We start from the raw sequence: 25330 nt of genomic DNA, 5'->3' as shown, positions 1-25330 counted from the left end.
TAGCGTACATGTGTAAGCTAATCTGCGGGCATCGCAATAAGGAGCTTATGCATGTTGATGAAACGTCAATCATACGAATACGAAGATCTGATTCTTTCCAGCCAAGGTAAACTTTTCGGCGAAGATGGCCCACAGCTCCCAGCGCCAAATATGCTGATGCTGGATCGCATTGCAAAGATCACAAACGAAGGTGGTGACTTTGATAAAGGCTTCATTGTCGCTGAGCTTGACGTTAAACCAGACCTCTGGTTCTTTGATTGTCACTTCCCTGGCGACCCAGTAATGCCAGGATGTCTGGGCCTCGATGCTATGTGGCAGTTGGTTGGCTTCTTCCTTGGTTGGTCAGGTGGCAAAGGCAAAGGCCGTGCCCTTGGCGTAGGCGAAGTGAAGTTTACTGGCCAGATTCTGCCAACAGCAAAGAAAGTGACTTACGAGATTCAGATGAAGCGTGTTATCAACCGTAAACTGATTATGGGCGTTGCTGACGGTCGTGTGCTGGTAGATGGTAAAGAAATCTATGTCGCCAAAGACCTTAAAGTAGGCCTCTTCCAGGACACCTCTTCGTTCTAAAGAATCAAAACCCTATTTTAAAACCGGCTTTCGAGCCGGTTTTTTCGTTTATAGAAAATTAGACCTTTATTTCAACTTTTGTATACAACATTAACTAGACGTATTTATTCATGGGTTAGTCTTTCATTAATCAGAAGCAACCATCTAGTTATAGTGCATTAGAGTGTTATAAAAATAGCCCCGGAATTGGGGCTACTTCGGGGGATAGTTCCCCTCTACTTCATCATATTAAGTCGGCTGTCGCGGCCCTCTCTCCATCCGCCAAGCCAATAGCCACGGGCATCCGTGCCTTGGTAGGGACAAGTTTCAGCAGATCGACCATTCATTCCAGCATGGTAACCTTTCGACTGGGCTCTTTCTAAACGGTCTCGCTTCTGTCTCTTCATATATCGACCCCTTCCATAGAAGTAGTATTACGGAGTTATGTCATCAACATGGCGGTTTGATTAACCGCACTTTTAAGGTTCGAGCAGAATGGCGAAATGATCAAGCAAGAGATAGGTACATCCTGACAAAACTGTGAGGATGTACCAAAGGAGAGATTATTTGGAGCGGCGTGAGAAACCTATCAGACCAAGCATTGTCATTACTAAAATGCCAATACCAGCGCCCTTTCGCTTAACGGGGATACCTGTTCCTTCATCACGGGCAATAATTGAGATTGTATTCGTTTTACTAGAGTTTGGAATCAGCTTCACAGCAACCGTAGTTTCCGTGCCACTACATGGAGAAAGAACCGCTGTTGATTCATATCCACCAGCACACTTCAGGGCTGTTGCTGCTATGACACCATCATTGTTGATGTCATTAGCTGAAATAATCCGGAACTGGTTATTTCCACCCAGGCCACCATCGTTGGTGAGATCGTCAAGCAACCATGCAGACTGAGATCCAACTGCCGCTGGCTTATTACCATCAAAGTAAACAAATCCACGCTGACGGCGCTGACGTTCACGGGCACTTTCAAAATCGACCTTCCCAACAACCGTTTTGTCGTCGTTAATTGCATTTGCACTGCCACCGGCAGTTGGGAATGTCAGTGAATTGACCGTTGAACTGATGTCAGAATACGCATTGGTACCAGTATTCCAAAGGAACATACGAACTGGGTATGCGCCGTTTTCCAACGTTGCACGTTTTGCGTTTACGACCGCAAAACCGTCTTTGTTTACGTCATTGGCAACCGTGTAGCTGTAGTAGCGATCAGAGTTACCCGCTGCCAGTGACACCGGAAATGCTTTTTGGGTCCAGCAATTATAAGTGGAACCAGCCGGTGCAGTGATACAAGTGGAGATATCTGCAGATGTAGGTAAATAAGCAACAGCTTCCGGGTACAGGTAATCACCAATTTGCTTGGTCTTGTATCCGACCATTAACGGTTGGTTGTCAGTATTCAACGCTACTGACTGCAACGAACCTTGCCCGGTATTAAATTCTTCGACTACTGGGGTTGGAGCAGCCCCATCAACTAATCTGGCCTTCTTATCTGTCGCAGGATCAAGCCAAAATGCGGCCTGGTTAGCTAGTGGTGAATACTGGCAGCTTTTATTTGAGTAAATACTGTCATCACTCACGTTATCACAAGCATCAAAGTTGCCGCCAAATGGTGACTCACTGTTCATATTACCCAATGCAAAAGTTGCGGAACCGACAACGAAAGTGTATTTGGTACTTGTAGTTTTGTTTGTGTAAGAAACAATATCTTTAGCGCTAGTTTGCCCAACGAGAGAAATCAGGTTAGAAGTGCCATTTAATGCAGTTTGTAAAGGAGGTAAAAGTTGAGTGTTATTGATGAAACCACGCCGAGTAGATTCATGCGTCCATATACCGTTCTTTTCAAAAAACAGTGAAGAACTGTCGCCGACAATATTTCCATCTAAATCGATGGAATTCACCACCACATCAGCGGTAGACGGTTGTTTTGTACCGCCGGTATTATTTACCCAACCCGAAGCTGGATTTTGTACAACTGAATTTACATACGCAATGCTCGACGGATCGTATGATTTGTTATTACTTGCATCATACAGCGCTTTCTGACCGCCCTGGTTATCCTTGCCGTACCAACGAGTATTAGCCCAGCTTTCACATAGTGAAGATGTATACCCCAGGAATACGGCGCAGTAATCCTCAAAATCGTCGTAATTGTTGTAGTAGGTTTCTTCTTCGAAGTAATCCAGGAACGGTTGTTCTTGATAGAAAGGAGCGCCTACAGAACCGTTTGTAGCATTTGCGCCAGCACTATAAGAACGAGCGTCACATGTATCTCCAGAATCTGCGGTGTAACAGGATCCTTCAGATTTCTGCTGAATAGCCGCGCCTTCAATAGAAGTCGCGTCAGCCACACTAATTTCCTGAACCTGATAAAAAGCAGATGCCATCGCCGTATTGGCATACGCTCCCATCAGGGCCATACCTACCATCAACGCCGATTTTTTAAGTTTTGGGTAATGCATCAATTATCCTTTTGCAGTGCTTCTAATTCTTCCCATCGTTCGAATGCGGTTTCCAGCTCGGACTCTGCCTTTGCCAACGCCTCTAATTTAGGAGTGGTTTCCTCAGGGGATTGCTGAAAGAACGAAGGATCGTTGATTGAAGCCTGAAGTTCTTCGATTTTGGTTTCCAATTCTTCAATAAGTTGTGGCAGTGAATCCAGTTCACGCTGCAACTTATAACTCAATTTATTGCTTTTCTTTGCGCCCTGTCGCTTTTTATCAGCGTCAGAAGCTGTTTCTGCAGGTGCTTTTTTGGCCGGTTCTGCAGATTTGGTAGCAGACAGGAAGTTTTCCCGTTGAGCCATGGCGTCATGATAGCCACCTACGTACTTGCCAATCTCCCCCTCGCCTTCAAATACCCAACACTCAGTTGCGGTGTTGTCCACAAACTGACGATCGTGGCTGACAAGAAGCAAGGTACCCTGATAATTGGCAAGCAATTCTTCCAAAAGTTCCAACGTTTCAATATCTAAATCGTTCGTTGGTTCGTCCAGTACCAGCAGGTTGGCAGGTTTCAGGAACAGGCGAGCAAGCAGCAAGCGGTTCTTTTCACCACCGGAAAGCGCTTTTACCGGAGTACGGGCTCGTCTCGGATGGAACAGAAAGTCCTGGAGATATCCCAACACATGACGCTGTCGTCCTCCTACACTGACTTCAGTCTTACCTTCAGCCAGGTTATCCATAACCGTTTTTTCTGGATCCAGCTGCTCACGGTATTGGTCGAAATAGGCGACTTCGAGTTTGGTACCGCAATGGAGCTTGCCGGCTTGGGGCAGCAGATCACCCAGCAGCATCTTCAGGACCGTACTTTTACCACAGCCATTCGGACCCACCAGCGCAATACGATCACCACGCATGATATTAAAGCCAAACCCTTTCACTATGGCTTTATTCTCCCACGCGTAATCAAGGTCTTCTGCTTCAAATACGATTTTCCCTGAACGAACGGCCTCATCGAGCTGCATTTTCGCGTTACCCTGTAACTCAATGCGATCTGAACGTTCACGTCGGAGTTGTTTCAGAGCCCTCACTCGGCCTTCATTGCGGGTACGGCGTGCTTTGATACCCTGACGAATCCAGGCTTCTTCCTGAGCCAATTTTTTATCAAACTCTGCGTTTTGCTCCGCCTCTACACGCAGTGATTCTTCTTTCCCTTCCAGGTATTTATCGTAATCACCAGGGAAAGAAAGCAACTGACCCCGGTCAAGATCCACAATACGGGTTGCCATACTGCGAATGAAAGCACGGTCGTGTGAGATAAATACGATAGAGCCCTTATAATCTTTAAGGAAGTTTTCCAACCAAACAATGGTTGCAACGTCCAGATGGTTGGTTGGCTCATCAAGCAGCAACACATCGGGCTCACAAACAAGCGCACGGGCAAGAGCAGCCTTTCGCTGCCAGCCACCGGACAAATCCTTAAGAAAGCTCTCCCCGTTTAACCCCAGCGCACCAAGAACCACTTTAATCTGGTTGTCGAAACGCCATGCACCCGCCAGTTCCAGGTTTTCCTGCAACTTAGCCAGTTTTTTAATGTTGCTTTCGCTTGCATCTGTTTCAATATCCACCAGCAACTGGTGATAGGCTTTCAGCTGCGCACCGACATCTGCGAGGCCTTCAGAAACGTAGTCAAAAACAGTACCTTCTTCATCCCGGGGCGGATCCTGTTCCAGACGGGAAACTTTCAGCCCCTGCTGTTTTGTAAAGGTACCATCATCAAGTTGAACCGTGCCATTAAGCACTTTCATCAGGGTGGATTTACCCGCACCGTTACGGCCTACAAGACACACTCGCTCATTGGCATGCAGAATGAACTCTGCATTGTCGAGCAGTGGATTGTCGCCATAGGCGAGCTTTGCATTAGATATTCGAATTAACGCCATGAAGAGATAACCAAGAATTTAAATCCGTTAAATCAAAGGGCCACCCAAGTTCAGCGGCCACTTCTCCTGAAGGATCCTGAAGGGAAAGTACAGGGATGGTGACGCCGTAACGCGCCACCAGTTTGTCGTCAAAAGCAATGTCCTCGATGCGCACCCTATCGGCAATACTCGCCTGCTGACAGAGCTCCCATGCATTCTCACACAAGTGACAGCCTTCCGTGCTGTAGAGAACCAGAGCCATTATTCCCCCTGTTTACGTGTCACGATCCAACAATTGTGAATTTGTTTGTTACGGGCAAAGTCCAGAGGAATGGATTGCGCTGTAATGTCTTTAGCCTGGAGCCCCAACTCAGCCAACGCTTCGTGATCCATCTTGAAACCACGCTTGTTGTTGGAGAATACAATCTCTCCCTCAGCACGGAGGATACGTGAAAGATGCGTCATCAGCTTCACGTGGTCACGCTGTACGTCAAACGTGTCTTCCATTCGCTTCGAATTAGAGAACGTTGGTGGATCGATAAAGATCAGATCGTATTGGGTTTTGGTGGTTTCAAGCCACTTCAGGCAGTCAGCATGTTCAAAACGGTGCTGGCGACCGCCCTGCCCGTTGTGCTTCATATTTCGCTCAGCCCAGGCCAGGTATGTCTTGGACATATCAACCGTCGTGGTTGATTTAGCACCACCTACAGCGGCGTGGACAGTCGCAGAGCCGGTGTAAGCAAACAGGTTAAGGAAGTCCTTGCCCTTGGCCATCTGACCAAGTTTACGGCGGGTATTACGGTGATCCAGGAAGACGCCGGTATCCAGATAATCGTGAAGGTTAACCTGAAGCTCAACGTTATACTCTTTCACCCACATGAAACGACGGTTCTCTGCCAGCTTTTCATACTGCTGGGTGCCCTTTTGCTTCTGGCGGGTTTTCAGTACCACATTGTTGGTATGGACACCTGTTACATTCACCACAGCGCGGATCATGTCAAACAGACGGCGACGGGCTGTTTCTTCAGGAATGGATTTAGGCGCGGCGTACTCCTGGATAACAACATGGTCAGCGTAGCGATCTACGGCAGCGTTGTAATCCGGGAGGTCTGCATCATACATGCGATAGCAGTCGATGCCTTCCTGCGCAGCCCACTTTTCGAGTTTTTTAAGGTTCTTGCGCAGACGGTTGGCAAAATCCGGTGCCACCTCTGCCACGGTCTGCTTGCCTTCCTCACCACGTGCTGTGATCTGGTAGGTTTTCAATACGCAGTCCAGCGCACCGTTGCGCAGTTTAAACTGGCGCTCTGCACGCATACGCAGGCAGCTGAGAAGTTCATCGGAGCCCGAATAGATTGACGCAGTACAGCCCTTGAATTCACGCTTCAGCTGGTTACCAAACTCACCGTACAGCGCAATAAGACCTGGTTCAGAACCCAGACGCTCACCATATGGAGGGTTACATACAACATGAACCGTTTCTGTACCCTCGGGTTTGGTAACACGCGCAGCATCACCAATCTCGAACCGTACCATTGAAGATACACCGGCACGCTTTGCGTTTGCACGGGCTACTTCAATAACGCGACTGCTGACATCCTGGCCGATAAGAGGCACTTCATTTTTATTGGCCCCACGCTTTGCTTTTACCTGCGCTTCCGCCTTGATTTCCATCCAGGCCGCGTGGTCAAAATTCAGAAGGTTTTCAAAAGCCCACTTTTTACGGTTAATACCTGGTGCAATATCGGCTGCCATCATTGCAGCTTCAATCACGATGGTACCCGAACCACACATTGGATCCATGAGAGGCGTTTTCTTGTCCCAACCTGATTTTGCAACCAGCGCAGCTGCATGAGTCTCACGCAAAGGTGCCTGTCCAGCTTCAGTACGGTAGCCGCGAATGTGCAGGCCACTCCCTACCATATCCAGACCCAGCCACATTTTTTCCTTATACAAACGGGCATGTACACGCACGTCCGGTGCATCTTTGTCGATTGAAGGGCGAGCCTTACCGGCTTTGGTAAATTGGTCGACGATAGCGTCTTTGACCTTCAGTGCACCGTACTGGCTGTTGCGAATTTCACGGTTCGTACCATTGAAGTCCACCACCATACGGCATCCCGGTGCCATATACTCGCCCCATTTGAGGGCTGATGCACCAAGGTAGAGATCCATGTCATCCATAACATTGAATTCACTGAGCACCAGAATGATGCGAGAAGCGAAGCGGCTCCACAAACAACAGCGATAGGCTGTTGCCATGTCAGCCCGGAAAGCGACCCCGGCGTGGATGGTTTTAATGTTGGAAGCGCCCAACTCCTGGAGCTCTTCAGCGACAAGGTTTTCTAAACCGCGGGAGGTAATTGCAAGAAAATGCTTCATGAGAATTCACGTGTGACAATAATGCGGGCGATTATACCGGAAAACCTCCGTTATCTCCCACTGTAAACCAACGAGATTTCCCTTTTTGTTGACCGTTATTTCCTGGCCAGACAATCTGGCAGGTTGAAATCTCATCAACAGTCACAGTCAACTTTCCTTCCACAGCACAAACAGCAGACGCAAATCCCCCAAGGATAGATATTCACAGGCTAGAGTCAGTGTTTCCCACAAGAAACATATAACATCACAGCCTTTGACTCCTTATAAACAAGGGCTGCCACTTAAAAACACACATTAATCATCACTAATTTTAGGCGTTAGAGAGGAAGTGAGCGCAAACTTATCCACAAGCAAAAGATGATCTGCTCTAGCCATTTTGAATGGGTATTCACCTATCTTTTGGTATATACCAGATATGTGTCCACCCTTTTAAAACAGGAAATTTGCGTGGATGTAACGCGAGTTCACTGTCGATTTGTGTCGCGATTTACAGGGAGGGAAAGCCAATTGAGATACTAAATTTGGAAACAATAAAGAGAGTTTATTGATCTAAATCACGCAGAAATATTGAGAAGGTGGAAAGAATCTAAGACAGGATATTCTTATTGAACAGACAAAAAAATGCGGCAACAGGTTGCCGCTATCTTAAATTTGAGAAGGGAAATTGACTAAAATGAAGCACTAAAGAACCCTGTTTACCCCACCATTGCATACGATGGGTCTGCGAGCATTTGTGCCGAAACAACGGCTACCCGATCGTTCATCACTTTTATCGGTTGGCAGAATTCCAAATTCTTACGTCCATCCAGTTGAAAAACTGATTCGCCGGCATACATACACAGGGAAGCACTGCCTGCATTCTCAACCAATAAAAAAGGTGCAGCACCAAATTTAGTTTGCAGCATCACCAACTCCCCCATCTCGGGTTCATAACCCTCTGACAGCGCCTCAAAAAACCAGCTTTTAGGAAGAATAGGCTTATGGTAGCGATAAGCGGCCACAGCATTGAGAGCTAATTCTGCTTTCCTGGGACCAGATAGAGGAAGATAGCGCACCGCTTCATTGAACGTTTGGTACAGTGATGCATCGTCAACAGTAAATGAATTGCTGATATACGCATCAGGAACCAGATCTTTTGCAGGCATCTGAACGCGGAAAACCATATCGTGTCCCAGGTCGAGCATTAAACTCTGACAGCTGTCATCGAAATACCACTTCCATGAGTTGTTAGGTTTTAACATGCTGCACTCCTGCACACGTTCGTTCAGACAATGATTTGAGACAGTCTCCGTCTCGAGGCTGACGATTTGCAAAAATGGACGACAAGGACATTTAACGGGAAGTGTAGATAGGTTGCTTAAAAAGAAAAAGGGGAAAGAAATCTCCCCTTTCTCACTAACATAGTTTCAATTTACAGCATTAAATGTTGGTCACAATATCCTTGACCAGATGTGGACCATGATAAATAAATCCGCTGTATACCTGCACCAACTCTGCACCGGCCATCATCTTTTCACGGGCTGCCATCGCTGAATCGATTCCGCCCACGCCAATGATTGGCAAAGCACCACCCAGTTCTTCGTGGAGGCGGCGAATAACTTCAGTGCTGCGGTTTTGCAAAGGACGACCACTCAGTCCACCGGCTTCGTTGGCATGAGGTAAGCCCTCAACCATACTGCGGTCCAGTGTGGTGTTGGTCGCAATCACCCCATCGACCTTATGGCGTACCAGTGCATCGGCCACCTGGACAAGTTCGTCGTCAGACATATCCGGTGCGATCTTCAATGCCAGAGGAACATACTTGCTGTATTTTTCAGCAAGTTCAGCCTGACGTGATTTCAATGCACCCAACAAATCATCCAATGCTTCGCCATATTGAAGCGAACGAAGTCCCGGCGTATTTGGCGATGAAATATTGGCTGCGATATAACCTGCATGCTGATATACCTTGTCCATGCAAATAAGGTAATCATCTTTGCCCTTCTCTATCGGTGTATCTTTGTTTTTGCCGATATTGATTCCGATAACGCCGTCGTATTTTGCTTTTTTCACGTTCTCTACCAACACATCAACACCCAGGTTGTTGAAACCCATGCGGTTGATAATGCCCTCAGCAGGAATAACGCGGAAAAGGCGTGGTTTGTCGTTTCCGGACTGGGCACGAGGGGTTACTGTACCCACCTCTACAAATCCAAAACCCATCGCACCAAACGCATCGATACATTCACCGTTTTTGTCCAGGCCGGCAGCAAGGCCAACAGGGTTCTTAAAGTGAATACCCATCACTTTCACTGGACGAGGAGGTAAAGATTGACGGTAGAAAAGATCGAGAGGAGTGCCGGTAAAGCGGGATAGATTTTTGATTGCTAAGTCATGTGCTTCTTCAGCATCCAAGCGGAAGATTGCCGTTCTGGCGAGGCGGTATAACATTGAACCTCCAATAAAAAAGCCCCGTATAAACGGGGCGTCATTATCTTCTTAAATTGGGATTAATTCAAATTCAACATCGATAATTCTCTTAGTGCCACAGAGAATTTCGCAAATTCATGGGTTGAACCCACTTTGAATTCAGCAATGATGCTGTCCCAACGGCGAACCGGAACATGGTGTTCAGCCACCCAGTTTTCAAAACCGGCTTCAGCACTGTCTTTGTCATCCATCCCCCTAAGGATCCTTGCTGTAATTTGGCGTTGTTGCCAATCCAGGTCTTCACGGAAAGATGCTCGTGCGAGTGCCTGCCAATGGTTCTCCACTGACTGGTTGTTAATTTGCTGCAAGAACCAGTGCAGTTGCAGCGAATCTCCCACCACAAAGTAGAGACGGGTTACTAGTTCAAAGGACTTTCCAAGTTCCTGGGAAACCTGAGCCAAATCCAGCGCAGAATAAAGGCTGGTCAACTGGCACACGTTGTTAGCAAGAGACTTAGGTACGCCCTGATCCACCAGTGCTTTCGCCTGTTCTTCATGCTCCTGAACTTCTACCGGCTCAAGATAGGTTTCTATATTGCTGAGCATGTTATTGATTGCCGGACGGAAGAAATCAACCTGCTCTTCAATAGAGTGCCCTTTCGGTATGTTCCGCAAGATCCACCGAGTGGTCCGGCGCAGCATCCTACGGGAACTGAACAAGATATTGTATTGCACCCCGGCAGGTACCTTGTTGTCCAGAGCCCTCACTTCGTCAAAGATCTTTCCAAACTCAAAGATTTCCCGGGCAATGGCATAGGCAGCAGCAATCTCAGCAACACTTTCACCGGTTTCATCGTGCATTCGTGTTGTGAAATTAAAGCCCATCTCATTCGACATCTGATTCGCCAGGCAAGTCGCGATTATCTCAGACCTCAGAGGGTGGTCTTCCATCTCCTTACGATAGTTACGTTGTAACTCTTGTGGGAAGTAAGCCGGTAGCATCTTTCCAAAGAACGGGTCATTGGAAATCGCATCTGTTACCAACTGCTCCTTAAGTACCATCTTGCCGTAAGCAACCAGCACCGCAAGTTCAGGCCTTGTCAAACCATAACCGGTGCGCTGTCTTTCATACAAGGTGTCATCATCCGGCAGGTATTCCAGGGCGCGATCCAGTTTCCCCTCTTTCTCAAGGTAATGGATAAAGCGGATCTGTTCTTTTAACAGGGCAACCTGCTGGCTTTGCGTGACAGATATCGACTCACTCTGGCAATATGCGTCATCAAGCACAATATCCGACACTTCATCTTCCATCTTCACCAGAAGTTCGTTGCGCTTCTTCATCGTGAGGTCACCATTGGCAACCAGGCTGTTGAGCAGGATCTTGATATTGACTTCATTGTCCGAACAGTCAACGCCACCTACGTTATCGGTAAAGTCGGTGTTAACCCTGCCGCCATTCATGGCAAACTCCATACGGCCGAGCTGTGTCAGTCCAAGGTTGCCCCCCTCCCCGACGATCTTGGCCCCAAGTTCGCCACCATTAATGCGTAATCCATCATTTGCACGGTCACCGACATCGGCATGGCTCTCACTGGATGATTTCACATAGGTACCGATACCGCCGTTCCAAAGCAGATCCACATTCATTTTCAGGATCGTCTTGATCAAGTCGTTCGGAGCCATCGTTTTTGTCCGGGTACCCAGCATTTTCTGGATTTCCGGTGTAAGGCTAATGGATTTGGCTTTACGGGAGAAAATACCTCCACCTTTGGAAATCAACTTGGCGTTATAGTCTTCCCAGCTTGAGCGAGGCAGTTTAAACAAACGATCCCTTTCAACCCATGACTTGGCTGAATCAGGATTTGGATCGATGAATATATGAAGGTGATTAAAAGCGGCCTGCAGGCGAATATGCTTCGACAGCAGCATACCATTGCCAAATACATCCCCGGCCATGTCTCCAATTGCCACACAAGTGAAGTCGGTGTTCTGGCAATCGATTCCTATTTCCCGGAAGTGACGTTTTACTGATTCCCATGCACCACGGGCAGTGATTCCCATCTTCTTGTGGTCGTACCCATTTGAACCACCAGATGCAAACGCATCACCAAGCCAGAAATCATATTCAGCAGAAACCGAGTTCGCCAGATCAGAGAAGGTGGCAGTCCCTTTATCTGCGGCTACAACCAGGTAAGGGTCATCCTCATCATGACGAACAACATTCACCGGTGGGACAACTTTGCCTTCCTTGATGTTGTCCGATACGTCAAGAAGACCACGAATGAACATCTGGTAACAACGCTGGCCTTCGGCAAAAATTTCATCACGTCCGCTCAGGGAATGCTGTTTCTTACAAACAAAGCCCCCTTTGGCACCTACCGGGACGATAACAGTGTTCTTAACCTGCTGTGCTTTCACCAGCCCAAGGATTTCAGTGCGGAAGTCTTCCTGACGGTCAGACCAGCGTAGCCCACCCCGGGCAACCTTGCCCCCTCGAAGGTGAACACCTTCAACATCCGGCGCATAAACAAAAATTTCATACGCTGGAACAGGTTGCGGGATCTCAGGGATCTCTGTTGGTTGCAGTTTTAGTGAAAGGTAGTGTTTTGGGTTGCCTTGTTCATCTCTCTGGTAGAAATTCGTCCGCAATGTAGCCTGGATCATTTCAAGGTAACGGCGAACGATACGGTCATCGTCCAGACTCTCAACTTCATCCAGAGCTGAATTAATATCGTTGATCACGCCATTCAGCTTGGTTTGGGAGAACTTCTGTGACGGATCAAAGCGGACTACAAACAGTTCCACCAGCATCTTGGCAAGATGGGGGTAACTGTTAACAGTTTCTTCGATATAAGCCTGACTGAATGGGAAGCCAACCTGACGCATGTAACGCGCATAGCTTCTCAGGATGGTGACTTCTCGCCCACTTAAACATGCACCCAAAACAAGCCGGTTAAATCCGTCATTTTCCAGCTCACCTTCCCAAATTGAGGCGAATGCATCCTGGAACAATTCACGGGCTTGCGCCAGGTCAAAGCCTTGGCTGGAGCTGTGCAACATTGAGAAATCGAGGATCCAATACACGCTGCCTTGTACGGTCAGGATCTCATACGGGGATTCACCAATAACCCTCAAACCCAGGTTTTCCAGCATTGGCATCACATCAGAAAGGTGGATAGGCTCGTCTTTTTTGAACAGCTTGAGCTTTACCACTTTTGAATCAGCGGATTCTTCCTGCGGTCGGTAGAACAGCATATCAAGCTTTTTAGTGTCACTCAGTCTTTCAAGACGCTCGATATCTGCAACGGCGGATCCTGGCAAAGTGGCATCTTTGTAGGCTCTGGGGAACGCATTTTGATAGCGTTTTGCAATGGGAGTTCCTTTGTTCTCGCCGAAGTTTGCTATCACCGCTTCTTGAAGGCGATCATCCCAGGTCGATGCCGCCTCAGAAAGATCCTGCTCGATCTTTTTCACATCTACATCGAAATTATTGTTATCTACGCGGACAATATAATGCGTTCTTGCCAGCGGGCTTTCAGAAAAGAAGGTGTTAAATTCTACTTCCTGCTCAGACCCAAAATGTTGTTTAAGGATCCTTTGAGTCTGACGGCGGAGTTCGGTGTTGTAGCGTTCCCTGGGAACAAAGACCATGCAGGAGAAAAACCGGCCAAACGGATCGCGGCGAACAAACAGCCTTACAACATCCCTGTCCTGGGAGCGGACGATCCCCATCCCCACATTGAGCATCTCATACTCATTTGCCTGGAACAGTTCATCACGTGGGTAATTTTCGATAATGTTGGCCAGGGCTTTCCATGAATGGGAACCGTCATAGTAACCGCTCATTTCCAGAATGCGGCGTACCTTGTTGCGAAGCAAAGGGATCTGGCTGGTAATTTGGTTGTATGCAGAAGAGGCATAAAGGCCGGTAAACCTGTGCTCACCGATAACCTGCCCATCATCATCAAATACTTTAACGCCTATATAGTCAACATAGGCCGGACGGTGAACCCGGGATTTGCTGTTGCTTTTTGTGAGAACCAAAAGCTCCTGTTTACGCGCTTCAATCCGGGCGGACTCAGGTAAACTGGAAAGAAGTACCGGGCCATGTTTGTCTTTGGATGCAAGTCCCAACCCCTGCCCTTTGGTAGGCCGGAGTTCAAAATCACCCTCGATAGCAACAAGGTCAAATTTCTGGTAACCAAGGAATGTAAAGTTGTTTTCAGAAACCCAGTTAAGGAATTCAACAGCTTCATCCTTCCGGGATTTTTCCATTGGTACCTTGGCTTTTTTCAACTCCTTGGAAACGCTAATCATACGCTCACGCATAACCTGCCAGTCATCAGTGACAAGTTTGACGTCCTTAAGCGATCCACGGATTTCATCTTCCAGGCGCGTCATCTCTTTACGATCAGACATTCTGTCCACTTCAATATGGAACAGCGTCTGAAGTTTACCGTTCTCCCCGCCTATGTCAGTAATGATATTCTTGTTGTCTTTTAGAACTTTGTGAGGACCACTCAGCATTAAATGACTGGTAACGTCCAGACGCTTCAGCGCCATACGGACAGAATCAACGAGGAATGCGCAGTCGGGCGTGAGAATTTCAACAATCGTATGGGTAGATTGCCAACCGTTTCCAGCCAGAGTTGGGTTATAAACCTTAACGACAATTTCTTCCTGATCGTGTTGGTTTAATAAATGCCAAAGACTTAGAACGGCACCATATAAATCTGATTCGTTGCGTGCTAATAAATCTTCGTCGGATATTTGCTCTAAAATCCTTTTTGCAAGCGTTTCGACAACGGGTTGTTGAACCTTGTCAATCTTTCCTTTGATCAACTCATAAACTTTTTCCAAAAGCACCGGGATGATAGGGTCACGCACGGTCATGGTGAGGAACTCCGTAGTTTTTATTTATCACTTTGAGTATAGAGGCGAATTTGCGCAGCAACGCATTAACATTGTAGTGACAAACTACACTTTTGCGTTACTGGAATTTTCTTCTACGGAGAGTGGAAATTTAATTATGTGACAGTGGTATGAGTTTAGGTAATCAGTTCAAGGCTCTGAAACTTGTTGTAATTATCAGTAATTAGTCTGAATCGGCCCCGGATACCCGAGTAAGTCAAATAGGGGCGAAAATGCGATGCGGGTAATTGAATTCTCAGCCCCTCATCTGTCGTAACTAATACACTCGATGCGTGACCAGAATAATAATTCTGATAATCCGAATAGCTAACTGATATACGGAAATAGTACTGCTTCATTATTTATAAAAGGCTGCCTTTCAGCAGCCTTTCCTTTTAATTTCTCTATCAAAATTGTGTGGCAAATTATGCATTCAATGCTTTGTCAATTTTCTCAAAGAGATCTTTTGCAAGATTATCAAGAACAGAGAGTTTTTCCAGTTCAGCTCGCATCATGCCCTGTCGGGCAACGTCAAATCGCCGGAACTTGAGCAATGGGTCGATAAGGCGTGAAGCAACCTGAGGGTTTGACGTGTTTAATTCCGTCAGTACTTCAGCCAGGAACTTGTATCCCGAGCCATCCTTTGCATGAAAATGAACAGGGTTGTTGTTGCAGAAAGAGCCAACAAGACTGCGGGTACGGTTTGGGTTTTTGATATCAAATGCCGGATGTGACATCTGTACCCGGATGTTTTCCAGAGCATTTGCTGCCGGATTGGTACCCTGCAGGATGAACCATTTGTCCATCACCAGGCCATCCTTCTCCCATTTGCCGCTGAAATCTTTCATCAGCGCCTCACGGCAATTCAACTCCGAGGTATTGGCTGCAGTCATTGCGGCAACAGTATCTGTCATGTTGTCTGCATGTGTATATTGTGCTTCGACCAACTCATTACCCTGTTCTGTGCCAGCCAGGTAATTCAGACACAGGTTGCGCAGAGTGCGTTTACCAATAGATGAGTGTTCAATGGAATACTCAGCTTGTTTTAGCGCTTGGTACAGCGCAGAAAACTCATCTTTCATTTCCTGGGCAAAACGCTGTTTGATAGCACTGCGAACAGAATTGATGGCATCAACATCAACCACTTCGAACCAACCGCCAATTTCATTCTCACTTGGCAACGTCAGGACTTCTGCAACCAATGCCGGATCGATTTCTTTGTCCAGTAACACACCACGGAACGCATCAATCAAAGACTCGGGAATATTCAACGCTTCCCCGCTTTGAACTTTCAAAACATTCGCTTTGATGTGTTTCGCCAGCAACATTTGGCCAGCATCCCACCGGGCAAACTCGTTACGGGCATGTACCATCAAAAATTGAAGTTCTTCATCACTTGCGTCGTAGTGGAGTTTCACTGGTGCCGAGAATTCACGCAACAGAGACAAATAAGGCTTGGTCGCCACATTTTCGAATACAAACGTCTGCTCTGTTTCCTTCAGGCTCAGTACATTAGAAATCACCTTTCCGTTACACTGTAACTCAATAACTTTTCCGGTGTTATCGTACAATTCCACGTCCACAGGAATGTGAAGTGGCTGTTTCTCTTTCTGATCGGAAGTCGCCGGTGTGTCCTGTCTCAGTGTCAACGCAAAGGTTTTTTCTTCGCTGTTGTATTCAGCTTTAACGCTCACTACCGGTGTACCGGATTGACTGTACCAACGGCGGAACAGGGAAAGGTCAATACCTGACGCATCTTCCATCGCCAGAACGAAATCATCACAGGTGGCAGCCGTGCCATCATGTCGTTCAAAGTAGAGACGCATACCCGCCTGAAAATTCTCTTCTCCAAGCAGTGTGTGCATCATACGAATAACTTCACTCCCCTTCTCATAGACAGTCAGGGTGTAAAAGTTATTCATCTCAATGACTTTTTCCGGACGAATTGGGTGAGCCATTGGACTTTCATCTTCGGCAAACTGAGGGCCGCGAATGATGCGTACATTATTGATCCGGTTAACCGCGCGAGAACCCAAGTCCGAAGAAAATTCCTGGTCACGGAACACGGTCAAGCCTTCTTTCAGGCTCAGCTGGAACCAGTCACGGCAGGTAACCCGATTCCCCGTCCAGTTGTGGAAATACTCATGACCAATGACAGACTCGATTCCCAGGTAGTCGTTGTCTGTCGCTGTCTTGTCGTTTGCCAATACAAACTTGGAGTTGAAAACATTAAGCCCTTTGTTCTCCATTGCCCCCATGTTGAAGAAATCCACGGCAACAATCATGTAGATATCAAGGTCATATTCCAGACCGAAACGCTCCTCGTCCCACTTCATCGCATTTTTGAGGGACGTCATTGCGTGGGGTGCTCTGTCCAGATTTCCCTTGTCTACAAAAATTTCCAGCTCCACATTACGCCCGGATACAGTGACAAAGTTGTCGCGCAGCACATCGAAGTCACCAGCGACCAGTGCAAACAGGTAAGAAGGCTTCGCATGCGGATCTTCCCATTTCACCCAATGGCGGCCTGAGTCCAAATCACCGGATTCAACCCGGTTGCCATTGCTTAGCAAATAAGGGAATGCCCCTTTATCAGCTTCAACCCGCGTGGTGAATTTTGCCAGTACATCAGGGCGGTCGAGGTAGAACGTTATACGACGGAAACCCTCCGCTTCGCATTGAGTACAGAACGCATCCCCTGACTTGTACAAACCTTCAAGTTTGGTATTGCCCGCTGGGTTGATCTCTGTTTTTACGGTGAGAGTGAATGACTCGGGAACATTGTTGATGGTAAGAGAATTTTCGGTAGTAGAGTAATCACCCCACTCACTGCCATCGATCTGAAGTGAAACAAGTTTTAGGTCTTCCCCATCAAGCACCAGGGTAGTTGCATCTTGGTTTTGCTTGATTACCCGGCTGACTGCCGTAACGACTGTTTGTGTATCGTCGAGAATAAAATCGAGATCAATATGGGTAATAGTAAAATCAGGAGATGTGTAGTCTGCGCGGTACTTAGCAGAAGGTTGATGACTCATTGTTGTATCCTTTTAAAACGGGAAGGCTTACGGACATTTTATTTCTGTGCTTTAGTCGCAAAAGCTTAACGTAATAGATTTGGGCAAATACGCCATTTTCAACTCGGTTAACAGTTAATATCCATCTCTTAAGCATAGAAAGCAAAATTTTTTCTTGGTTTGCGGCAACATATCGGAAACGGTTTTAACACCATTCTAAACAGGTGGTGAATAATCAGTCAGCATTGCTGTTGTAAAACAACAAATGGCATACAAACTGCCTGTAAGAGTGCTGTTGGCTAGTTAAATTTGCCTGAATTTACGGTATGATTGCGGGCTAGTTTCAGTGTTATATCACATTTAGGGGCGTAAACCGGGCATGACAACCCCAATCATTACTTCTCTGTTGGATACAGATGTTTATAAGTTAAACATGCAACAGGCTGTTTTCCATCTGTATCCAGAGGTTCCTGTTGAAGCGGAGTTCCATTGTCGCAGTAGCGAAGATCTACGTTATTTGATCCCCGCCCTGAAGGAACAGGTTGCAATGATGGCTGAGCTGACGTTCAGTCCGGAAGAGCTCGCGTATCTTTCCAGTCTGGGGTTATATCAGCAAGATTACCTGGATTGGCTACAAACTTTCCACCTTGATGCCAGCCAGGTCGAAATTAAAGAGCAGGACGGTCAGCTCGCAATCCGGATTGCGGGTCTTTGGCGTGATGTCATCCTGTGGGAAGTACCGCTTTTAGCGATTATTTGTGAGTTACGTTGTCACCACTCTTATCCGTTTAGCACGGCTTCTCAAGCGGTTGAGCGACTTCAATATAAGATTGAAAAGCTTTTTGCTACCGGCAACGATCTCAACCAGTTTTCGGTAATCGACTTCGGTACCCGTCGGCGTTTTTCTAAAGAAGTTCACTGGGCCATTGTCGATCATCTTCGCAAGCACTTCCCCCACTTCATTGGTACCTCCAATCTTGAGCTTGCAAAGGAGTTCGGGCTGCAACCTTTTGGAACCCAAGCGCATGAATGGTTCCAGGCCCATCAACAGCTAAGTGGTGATCTTGCAGATTCACAACTCCTTGCGCTAAACCGCTGGCTTCAGGCCTACCCTGACAAATTGGGTATCGCACTTACAGACTGCATCAACATGGATGCATTTCTCCGCGACTTTGGTACCCACCTGAGCGAAACTTTTTCTGGGCTTCGCCATGACAGCGGCGATCCTATCTCGTGGGGTGAAAGAGCAATAGAACATTACCAATCTCAGGGCATCAACCCAATGGAGAAGATATTGGTATTTTCTGACAGCCTGACACTGGAAAAAGCAGCAACTATTTATAACCATTTTAATGGCAGAGTTAATACTTCATTCGGTATTGGCACCCAACTTACATGCAATTTGCCGGATGTAAAGACGCTGAATATTGTTCTGAAGTTGGTAAGCTGCAACGGTAAGCCTGTAGCCAAAATTTCAGATGAGCCAGATAAGTCGATCTGTCGAGATGAACAATACCTGTCCGAGTTACGCCAGGCATTCAACATCGCTTAACTGAGCAACATCAAAAAAGCCGCTGTCACAACAGCGGCTTTTCCTTCATGAACTTAGCGTTATTCAGTTTTTTCGTTCCATCACCATTTCAGCGTCAGAAATTGCATCAGTTAAAGTCAATGTATTTGCACTGAGTTCAAATGTGGTTTCCTGTTGCCCGTCCGGATAAAGAAGAATCAGGTTTTCACCTTCCAAAAAGTAAATCCCTCTATGGACAGCCTGGTTTCCTTGCTTGTCGTTAACTTTGGCAGAAAACAAAAAGTCTGGGCGAAGATTGATTGAAAAATGTGTACCCTTCTCTATATCACTGCCGTATACAATTTTACTAATCCACAAACCTGATAATTGTGCAGGAAGCAGTTTTGTAAAGCTAATACCCTGAAGCTGGAGTTTGTTGTGGCTGAGTTTGTATTGGTGTTGTTGACCCTGACCAAATTCATCATTCAGTACCAAGGCGCTTTCATCAATTGAATACTTTCCTTTCAAGCGTTCAGTTTTTCCATTTCGGTGCAACAGCGTAAACTGAAACGTGTCTTCCGAAGAAAAACTGATACTCAACGCCTTGTAATCTTTCACATCTTCAGTAGTGGTTGATTGATCCTGACTAAACCAGTACCAATCTCCTATCAACAACGGAAAGTCCAACTGGGTCAAGTCCCCTGCTTTTGCCGGCAAAGCCGCCAACCCCAGAAAAAGCACCCCTACAATAAATTTCATACGCCCTCCAGAGTTTCTGGCTTACTCTTTAAGCGTAGCGAATTGTGACAAATTTGTAGCAAACCCGAAGAAAATAAATGAATTCATATTCATAAAAAAAGGCCCCTCATAGAGGGGCCTTAAGATAGGTAGATCTATTTTCGCCGACGTTATCAACCAAGTTTCGACATATCGAGCGTAATCGCGACAGCTTCATCTAAATATGCATCTGGCGCCTCATAATCTTTAGGAATATCTTCCAAAGATTTGAACTCAGGTTTACCTTCCGCTTTTTGACGCGCGTTAATTCGGGATAGTCGTTGCACATCTTCCTGATCACGTTCAGCAATTCGCGCTTTTTCGTTCAGGGAGATGGCATTGATATCTTTCTCTGCCTTGTACTTTGCAATGTCATCAAGGATAAATCCAAACTCACGGTCTGAAGCAATGCGCTTTTCATGCATTGCCTTCAACTGCGAGATTTCGCCCTGAAGTTCATCCACCTTTTTGTACTTAGCCGCGCCAATGCTGTCCCACGGAAGAGCGTTGTCTTCAACACTCTCGCCAGTTTCTTCATGGGAAACCGCTGTTGGGAAAGCAATGTCTGGCACAACACCCAGGTTTTGCGTACTTCCACCATTTATCCGGTAGAATTTCTGGATGGTGTACTGAACATAACCCAGTTCTTTGTCAAACAGATCATAGATATGGTTCAGTGAACGGTGCTGTTGAACAGTACCTTTACCGAATGACTGCTCTCCGACAATGACTGCACGGCCATAATCTTGCAACGCAGCAGCAAAAATTTCTGAAGCTGAAGCACTGTAGCGATTTACCAGTACGGTCATTGGGCCGTTGTATGCGATTTGGTCATCGCTGTCACTGCCAACTTTGACACGTCCATAGCTGTCACGAACTTGAACCACCGGACCGCTGTTAATGAACAGACCGGTCAATGCCGTGGCTTCACTTAACGCCCCACCACCATTGTTACGGAGATCCATAACAATACCGCTGACACCTTTACCATGAATTTCCTTCAACAGTTTCGCTGTATCCTGGGCAAGTCCGACATAGAAGCTTGGTACATTCAGTACTGCGACTTTCTTGCCGTTTTGCTCAATGATTTCATACTTGACTGCACGGTCTTCGAGGCGAATTTTGTCACGGGTAATCGTTACGGTGTAACTAGTAGCATTTGATCCTTCAGGCAGAATGTTGAGAATCACATCCGTACCTTTCGGGCCTTTAATCAGTTGTACAACGTCGTCCAAACGCCAACCAACAACATCCACCATCTCCTTGTCATCCTGGGCAACGCCGATAATTCGGTCACCCGGTGCAAGCTTCTTGGATTTGGCCGCAGGGCCACCAGCCACAAGAGAGCGAATAATGGTGTAATCATCTTCGCTCTGCAAAACCGCACCGATGCCTTCCAGAGAAAGGTTCATTTCCGACTGGAACGTTTCTGCGTTACGGGGAGACAGGTAACTGGTATGTGGGTCGATCTGACGGGCGAAGGCGTTCATGTAGATTTGAAAAACATCTTCGCTGTGAGTCTGAGTCAATCGCTTAAGCGCATTGTTGTAGCGTTTCGCCAGAGTCTCTTTTATCTCTTCATCCGTTTTACCGGCAAGTTTGAGATTCAGCGCGTCATATTTCACCCGCTTACGCCAGATTTCATCTAAAGTCGCTTGGTCTTCTGCCCAAGGCATTTCACTGCGATCGAGAGTAATACTCTCGTCCTTGGCGAAATCAAAGGGCTGGTCAAGGACTTCAAGGGCATAGTCGTAACGGTCAAATCGCTTACGCTGTACGTAGTCAAAAATCTGGTATGCCGCAGAGGTCTGACCGTCTACCAGCTGATTATCAAACTGGTCTTTCCAAGCCGACAGTTTATTTACGTCTTGCTGCGTAAGAAAACTGCGGTTGAAATCCAACATTTCCAGATAACGGTCAAAGATTTGCTCTGAGAAGGCGTCGTTGAGATCAAAGCGTTTGTAGTGAGAACGCGTAAAGCGTGAGGCTACCCGCTTGCTTGCGGTAGCATGCTGTGGTTCAGCATGCAAAACCGGCAATTCGTCGGACGAGTAATTCGGCTCCAACGCATACGCTGACGAAGCCAGAGCTATACCGGCAGCCAGCAGGGAATAACGGAATCGACAAATCATGCGTCGTGCGTTCTCCTAATGTAATTTAAAGGCTCAGGTGCTCTGCTTTTACTACCATGGTCAAACCATTGGTAAGGCGAACACGCACCTCGTTTTTGTTAACTTCAACGATTTGAGCCGGTGTCTGACCTTTACCCATGCTGACGTTAACTTGCTTACCAATTACCAGATCTTCGCTCGTAACAGCGCGAGTAGTAACGGTTTTTTTCGCTTGTTCGCTTTTAACAGTATGGGCAGGTTTACGACGAGGTGCATTCTGACGATCATTATTGCGTGGTCGATCAGACTGTGGTTTGCCAGATTTCGCTGGCTTTTTACCTTCACCACCTTGCTTGCGAGCCTGTGCGTCTTTTGCACGTTGCTCTTTGGCTTTTTCTTTACGACGCTCTGCAGCCTTGGCTTTGCTTTCTTCCAGGGCCTTGCGTGCATGCTCAATGTGTTCTTCTTCAAGCTCACCACACGCATTACCATCCAAGTCAACACGAACTGCGCCAGGCTTAACACCATGCAGATAACGCCAGGATGAAGTGTATTGACGAAGTGCAGCACGCAGTTGAGTCTTACTTACGCGAGTATCACCATCAAGACGAGCAGCAAGATCTTCGAAAATACCGATTTTCAGGGGCTTAGCTTCGCCCTCTACGGAAAAGCAGTTTGGAAATTGTTCGGCGATATAAGCGATAACCGCCTTACTGTTTGTGAGTTTTTCAGTGTTTTCCATTATGTTACCTGGAGGTTTGCAATTTTTATTGCAAACAGAGTTACTTAGGGAATGTTGCGCCTATTATAGAGTGTACAGTTTTAAAAAACACCTCAGCGCAGCTATTTACAGGTGAATTTGCAGCGTCCTGACAAGTTCAGTAAGCCCTTTTTCATCCTGTTCATCAAATCTGGCATAACTAGGGCTATCAATATCGAGCACACCGATCAATGCATCACCCGCCCTAAGGGGTAAAACAATTTCGGAATTGCTGGCTGCATCACACGCAATGTGCCCTTCAAATCGATGAACATCTTCAACACGTTGCACCGAATCTGTAGCAAACGCAGTGCCGCAGACTCCAACGCCGGCTGGAATTCTGACACAGGCTGGTTTTCCCTGAAACGGGCCAAGAACAAGCTCTCTACCATCAAACAGATAAAATCCAACCCAATTGATATCTTCCAGCGACATGTTCAACAGCGCGCTGATATTGGACAGGTTTGCAATCCTGTCTTTTTCACCTTCCACAAGCGCGGTAGCCTGCTTGGTTAGAGTTTGGTAAAAAACCGATTTGTTTTCCATAACGCGCGTGTTCCTTTAAAGTTAAGAATTAAATGCTGTTACTTTCGCGAACTGCCAAGTACCAGCAGATTTCTTTTACCAAGTTTGGCAACCATAGTTATTTCGACTGCCAGATAACCATAACCTGCAGCAATATCACTTATGAGAGGCGTATGATTAACTGGAACTGGCTCAAGTCTCAAGCGTTAATTCACAGGAAAAGGCTGATTGCGGCAAACATCATCGCAATTGTCGCTACTTTAATCAGCGTCCCTATTCCCCTGTTGATGCCCCTCATGGTGGATGAAGTGCTGCTCGGCCAGCCAGGTCAGGGAATTCAGGTTATGAATTCACTGCTTCCCCAACAGTTCCACAATTCTGCGTCTTATATTACCGTCATTTTGCTTGCCGTAATTTTCATGCGTATTGCAAGCCAGGTTCTCAATATCCTCCAGAGCCGCCAGTTTACACTTGCAGCCAAAGACATCAGTTTCAGGATTCGTCAGCTTCTTATTGAAAAACTCTACCGCATCAGTATGCGGGAATTTGAGGTCCGTGGCAGTGGTGGCATGACGTCCCATTTGGTGACAGATGTAGAAACCGTTGACAGGTTTCTGGGCCAGACACTCAGCAAATTTATTGTCAGTCTCCTCACCGTCACCGGTACCGCAATCATATTACTCTGGCTGGATTGGCGTCTGGGACTGTTCATCCTGCTTCTGAATCCCATTATTATTTTCGTAAGTCGTAAAATCAGTGCCCGGGTGAAACACCTCAAGAAAAAAGAAAATGAATCTTTTGAAAAATTCCAGCAAAAACTGGTCGACACGCTTGATGGCCTCTACCAACTCCGAGCAGCCAATCGAGAGCGTGCTTACCTCCAAAAGCTAAAGGATTCCGCCGAAGATATTCGCTTCAGTGCTGACAAATATGCCTGGCAATCCGAAGCCGCCGGAAGGCTCTCATTTTTAATGTTCCTTATCGGGTTCGAAGTATTCCGGGCCGTTGCTATGCTGATGGTTTTGTTCAGTGATCTGACCATCGGGCAGATTTTTGCCGTGTTTGGATATCTCTGGTTCATGCTCTCCCCGGTTCAGGAGCTGTTGGGCATCCAAATCGAGTGGTACAGCGCAAAAGCCGCGATAGGCAGGTTAAACGCCGTATTGGATATTGAGGAAGAAGAGCAGCCCAAGGGCGATATCAACCCGTTCTCCGATTCCGAGCAGGCAGGTATCACGATTGACAATGTCTTTTTTGCTTATGACAGTGACAAACAAGTACTTGATGGAATGAGCCTTGTTGTACCGGCAGGCAAGCGGGTTGCGTTGGTTGGAGCAAGTGGAGGCGGAAAATCAACACTCATTCAGCTGTTGCTTGGGCTCTACCAACCACAGGCAGGAGATATCCGCTATAACGGGATATCGATGACGGAGACGCCTTTACGACATATCCGGACGAATGTAGCTGTTGTTCTCCAGCATCCGGTTATGTTTAACGATACGTTGCGTGCAAACCTCTGCCTTGGGGAAGAATTCGATGATGACCGGTTATGGCATGCCCTTTCCATCGCCCAGCTTGATGATGTCGTCCCACTTCTGACTGATGGCCTTGATACCCTGATCGGTCGTAATGGAATGAGGTTGTCGGGCGGGCAACGCCAGCGCGTCGCTATTGCCCGTATGGTTTTGTCCAACCCTAAAATAGTCATCCTGGATGAAGCTACCTCGGCACTTGACACTCTGACGGAATCTCGGCTGCACACTGCCTTGAACCAGTTTTTAAACGGACGCACCACACTAGTTGTTGCCCACAGGCTGTCAGCCGTCCAACAAGCTGATATCATCTATGTTTTAGAAGACGGCCGGGTGTCGCAAAAGGGAACTCACCGCGAACTGGTCTCGCAACAAGGTGCTTACCAGACACTTTATGGCAATCAATCGGTGTCCGGTAACCAGGCTGATCCGGATAACCGGAGTATTTCCGACGTATCAGGGCTATAGGTTCA

17 protein-coding genes are annotated in these 25330 nt (G+C 47.0%); 3 read left to right on the top strand and 14 right to left on the bottom strand.

Annotation, left to right across the window (positions count from 1 at the left end):
* The first annotated feature begins 51 nt into the window (after nucleotides 1-51).
* A complete protein-coding gene (gene fabA, locus NF212_RS08660) occupies nucleotides 52-570 on the top strand; it encodes a bifunctional 3-hydroxydecanoyl-ACP dehydratase/trans-2-decenoyl-ACP isomerase (protein WP_054672674.1) in 519 nt (172 codons plus the stop codon).
* Nucleotides 571-785: 215 nt separating this feature from the next.
* Here the strand turns inward: fabA and rmf are convergent, their stop codons facing one another.
* From rmf to pepN, 10 genes are all read right to left on the bottom strand, one after another.
* On the bottom strand, nucleotides 786-956 hold the full coding sequence (gene rmf, locus NF212_RS08655) for a ribosome modulation factor (RefSeq protein WP_082392153.1): 171 nt from the start codon (nucleotides 954-956) through the stop codon (nucleotides 786-788).
* Between the two features lie 156 nt (nucleotides 957-1112).
* Complete coding sequence (locus NF212_RS08650; protein ID WP_434360695.1) at nucleotides 1113-3026, bottom strand: DUF3466 family protein; 1914 nt, start codon at nucleotides 3024-3026, stop codon at nucleotides 1113-1115.
* Nucleotides 3026-4948 (bottom strand): ABC transporter ATP-binding protein, encoded by a 1923-nt coding sequence (locus NF212_RS08645; RefSeq protein WP_434360693.1) that lies wholly within the window; start codon nucleotides 4946-4948, stop codon nucleotides 3026-3028. The genes NF212_RS08650 and NF212_RS08645 overlap by 1 nt, the downstream gene beginning before the upstream one ends.
* Nucleotides 4926-5189: a glutaredoxin family protein gene (locus NF212_RS08640; RefSeq protein WP_434360691.1), complete on the bottom strand. Its 264-nt coding sequence runs from the start codon at nucleotides 5187-5189 to the stop codon at nucleotides 4926-4928. Before NF212_RS08640 ends, NF212_RS08645 begins: the two co-directional genes overlap by 23 nt.
* Nucleotides 5189-7309 carry a bifunctional 23S rRNA (guanine(2069)-N(7))-methyltransferase RlmK/23S rRNA (guanine(2445)-N(2))-methyltransferase RlmL gene (rlmKL, locus tag NF212_RS08635; protein WP_434360689.1) on the bottom strand — a complete coding sequence of 707 codons (2121 nt, stop codon included), beginning with the start codon at nucleotides 7307-7309 and terminating at the stop codon, nucleotides 5189-5191. Before rlmKL ends, NF212_RS08640 begins: the two co-directional genes overlap by 1 nt.
* Nucleotides 7310-8004: 695 nt before the next feature.
* The gene (locus tag NF212_RS08630; RefSeq protein ID WP_434360687.1) at nucleotides 8005-8550 is read right to left on the bottom strand and encodes a cell division protein ZapC; all 546 of its coding nucleotides are present in this window, start codon (nucleotides 8548-8550) and stop codon (nucleotides 8005-8007) included.
* 178 nt (nucleotides 8551-8728) lie between these two features.
* On the bottom strand, nucleotides 8729-9739 hold the full coding sequence (gene pyrD / locus NF212_RS08625; protein ID WP_434360685.1) for a quinone-dependent dihydroorotate dehydrogenase: 1011 nt from the start codon (nucleotides 9737-9739) through the stop codon (nucleotides 8729-8731).
* A gap of 59 nt (nucleotides 9740-9798) precedes the next feature.
* Nucleotides 9799-14610, bottom strand: coding sequence for an NAD-glutamate dehydrogenase (locus NF212_RS08620; protein ID WP_434360683.1), 4812 nt, complete (start codon nucleotides 14608-14610; stop codon nucleotides 9799-9801).
* 155 nt (nucleotides 14611-14765) lie between these two features.
* Nucleotides 14766-14987, bottom strand: coding sequence for a DUF2835 domain-containing protein (locus tag NF212_RS08615; protein ID WP_434360681.1), 222 nt, complete (start codon nucleotides 14985-14987; stop codon nucleotides 14766-14768).
* A gap of 66 nt (nucleotides 14988-15053) precedes the next feature.
* Nucleotides 15054-17663 carry an aminopeptidase N gene (gene pepN / locus NF212_RS08610; RefSeq protein WP_434360679.1) on the bottom strand — a complete coding sequence of 870 codons (2610 nt, stop codon included), beginning with the start codon at nucleotides 17661-17663 and terminating at the stop codon, nucleotides 15054-15056.
* A gap of 358 nt (nucleotides 17664-18021) precedes the next feature.
* Between pepN and pncB the strand changes: the two genes are divergently transcribed.
* Entirely contained in the window at nucleotides 18022-19194 is a 1173-nt protein-coding gene (pncB, locus tag NF212_RS08605) for a nicotinate phosphoribosyltransferase (protein ID WP_434360677.1), read from the top strand.
* A gap of 63 nt (nucleotides 19195-19257) precedes the next feature.
* Here pncB and NF212_RS08600 read toward each other — a convergent pair whose 3' ends face one another.
* The 4 genes from NF212_RS08600 to NF212_RS08585 form a co-directional block, all read right to left on the bottom strand.
* Nucleotides 19258-19911 carry a lipocalin family protein gene (locus NF212_RS08600; protein WP_434360675.1) on the bottom strand — a complete coding sequence of 218 codons (654 nt, stop codon included), beginning with the start codon at nucleotides 19909-19911 and terminating at the stop codon, nucleotides 19258-19260.
* Between the two features lie 152 nt (nucleotides 19912-20063).
* On the bottom strand, nucleotides 20064-22061 hold the full coding sequence (gene prc, locus NF212_RS08595; RefSeq protein WP_434360673.1) for a carboxy terminal-processing peptidase: 1998 nt from the start codon (nucleotides 22059-22061) through the stop codon (nucleotides 20064-20066).
* A 25-nt stretch (nucleotides 22062-22086) separates the two neighbouring features.
* Nucleotides 22087-22782: an RNA chaperone ProQ gene (gene proQ, locus NF212_RS08590; RefSeq protein ID WP_434360671.1), complete on the bottom strand. Its 696-nt coding sequence runs from the start codon at nucleotides 22780-22782 to the stop codon at nucleotides 22087-22089.
* A 105-nt stretch (nucleotides 22783-22887) separates the two neighbouring features.
* A complete protein-coding gene (locus NF212_RS08585) occupies nucleotides 22888-23346 on the bottom strand; it encodes a GAF domain-containing protein (protein ID WP_434360669.1) in 459 nt (152 codons plus the stop codon).
* Nucleotides 23347-23498: 152 nt separating this feature from the next.
* On the opposite strand from NF212_RS08585, the gene NF212_RS08580 reads away from it, so the two are divergent.
* Entirely contained in the window at nucleotides 23499-25325 is a 1827-nt protein-coding gene (locus NF212_RS08580) for an ABC transporter ATP-binding protein (RefSeq protein WP_434360667.1), read from the top strand.
* The last annotated feature ends 5 nt before the right edge of the window (nucleotides 25326-25330 follow it).

The sequence above is a fragment of the Parasalinivibrio latis genome (assembly GCF_036825535.1).
GTDB classification, from domain to species: Bacteria; Pseudomonadota; Gammaproteobacteria; order Enterobacterales; family Vibrionaceae; genus Parasalinivibrio; species Parasalinivibrio latis.
The sequence above is the reverse complement of the archived record's forward strand: the minus strand, read 5'-3'. Positions and strand labels throughout refer to the sequence as shown.

Coding starts and splice junctions, on each gene's coding strand:
- NF212_RS08585 (WP_434360669.1), bottom strand. CDS start 23,346: ATGGAAAACAAATCGGTTTTTTACCAAACTCTAACCAAGCAGGCTACC.
- pepN (WP_434360679.1), bottom strand. CDS start 17,663: ATGAGTCATCAACCTTCTGCTAAGTACCGCGCAGACTACACATCTCCT.
- rlmKL (WP_434360689.1), bottom strand. CDS start 7,309: ATGAAGCATTTTCTTGCAATTACCTCCCGCGGTTTAGAAAACCTTGTC.
- NF212_RS08600 (WP_434360675.1), bottom strand. CDS start 19,911: ATGAAATTTATTGTAGGGGTGCTTTTTCTGGGGTTGGCGGCTTTGCCG.
- NF212_RS08615 (WP_434360681.1), bottom strand. CDS start 14,987: ATGAAGCAGTACTATTTCCGTATATCAGTTAGCTATTCGGATTATCAG.
- NF212_RS08630 (WP_434360687.1), bottom strand. CDS start 8,550: ATGTTAAAACCTAACAACTCATGGAAGTGGTATTTCGATGACAGCTGT.
- rmf (WP_082392153.1), bottom strand. CDS start 956: ATGAAGAGACAGAAGCGAGACCGTTTAGAAAGAGCCCAGTCGAAAGGT.
- proQ (WP_434360671.1), bottom strand. CDS start 22,782: ATGGAAAACACTGAAAAACTCACAAACAGTAAGGCGGTTATCGCTTAT.
- pyrD (WP_434360685.1), bottom strand. CDS start 9,739: ATGTTATACCGCCTCGCCAGAACGGCAATCTTCCGCTTGGATGCTGAA.
- NF212_RS08645 (WP_434360693.1), bottom strand. CDS start 4,948: ATGGCGTTAATTCGAATATCTAATGCAAAGCTCGCCTATGGCGACAAT.
- pncB (WP_434360677.1), top strand. CDS start 18,022: ATGACAACCCCAATCATTACTTCTCTGTTGGATACAGATGTTTATAAG.
- fabA (WP_054672674.1), top strand. CDS start 52: ATGTTGATGAAACGTCAATCATACGAATACGAAGATCTGATTCTTTCC.
- NF212_RS08620 (WP_434360683.1), bottom strand. CDS start 14,610: ATGACCGTGCGTGACCCTATCATCCCGGTGCTTTTGGAAAAAGTTTAT.
- NF212_RS08640 (WP_434360691.1), bottom strand. CDS start 5,189: ATGGCTCTGGTTCTCTACAGCACGGAAGGCTGTCACTTGTGTGAGAAT.
- NF212_RS08650 (WP_434360695.1), bottom strand. CDS start 3,026: ATGCATTACCCAAAACTTAAAAAATCGGCGTTGATGGTAGGTATGGCC.
- NF212_RS08580 (WP_434360667.1), top strand. CDS start 23,499: ATGATTAACTGGAACTGGCTCAAGTCTCAAGCGTTAATTCACAGGAAA.
- prc (WP_434360673.1), bottom strand. CDS start 22,061: ATGATTTGTCGATTCCGTTATTCCCTGCTGGCTGCCGGTATAGCTCTG.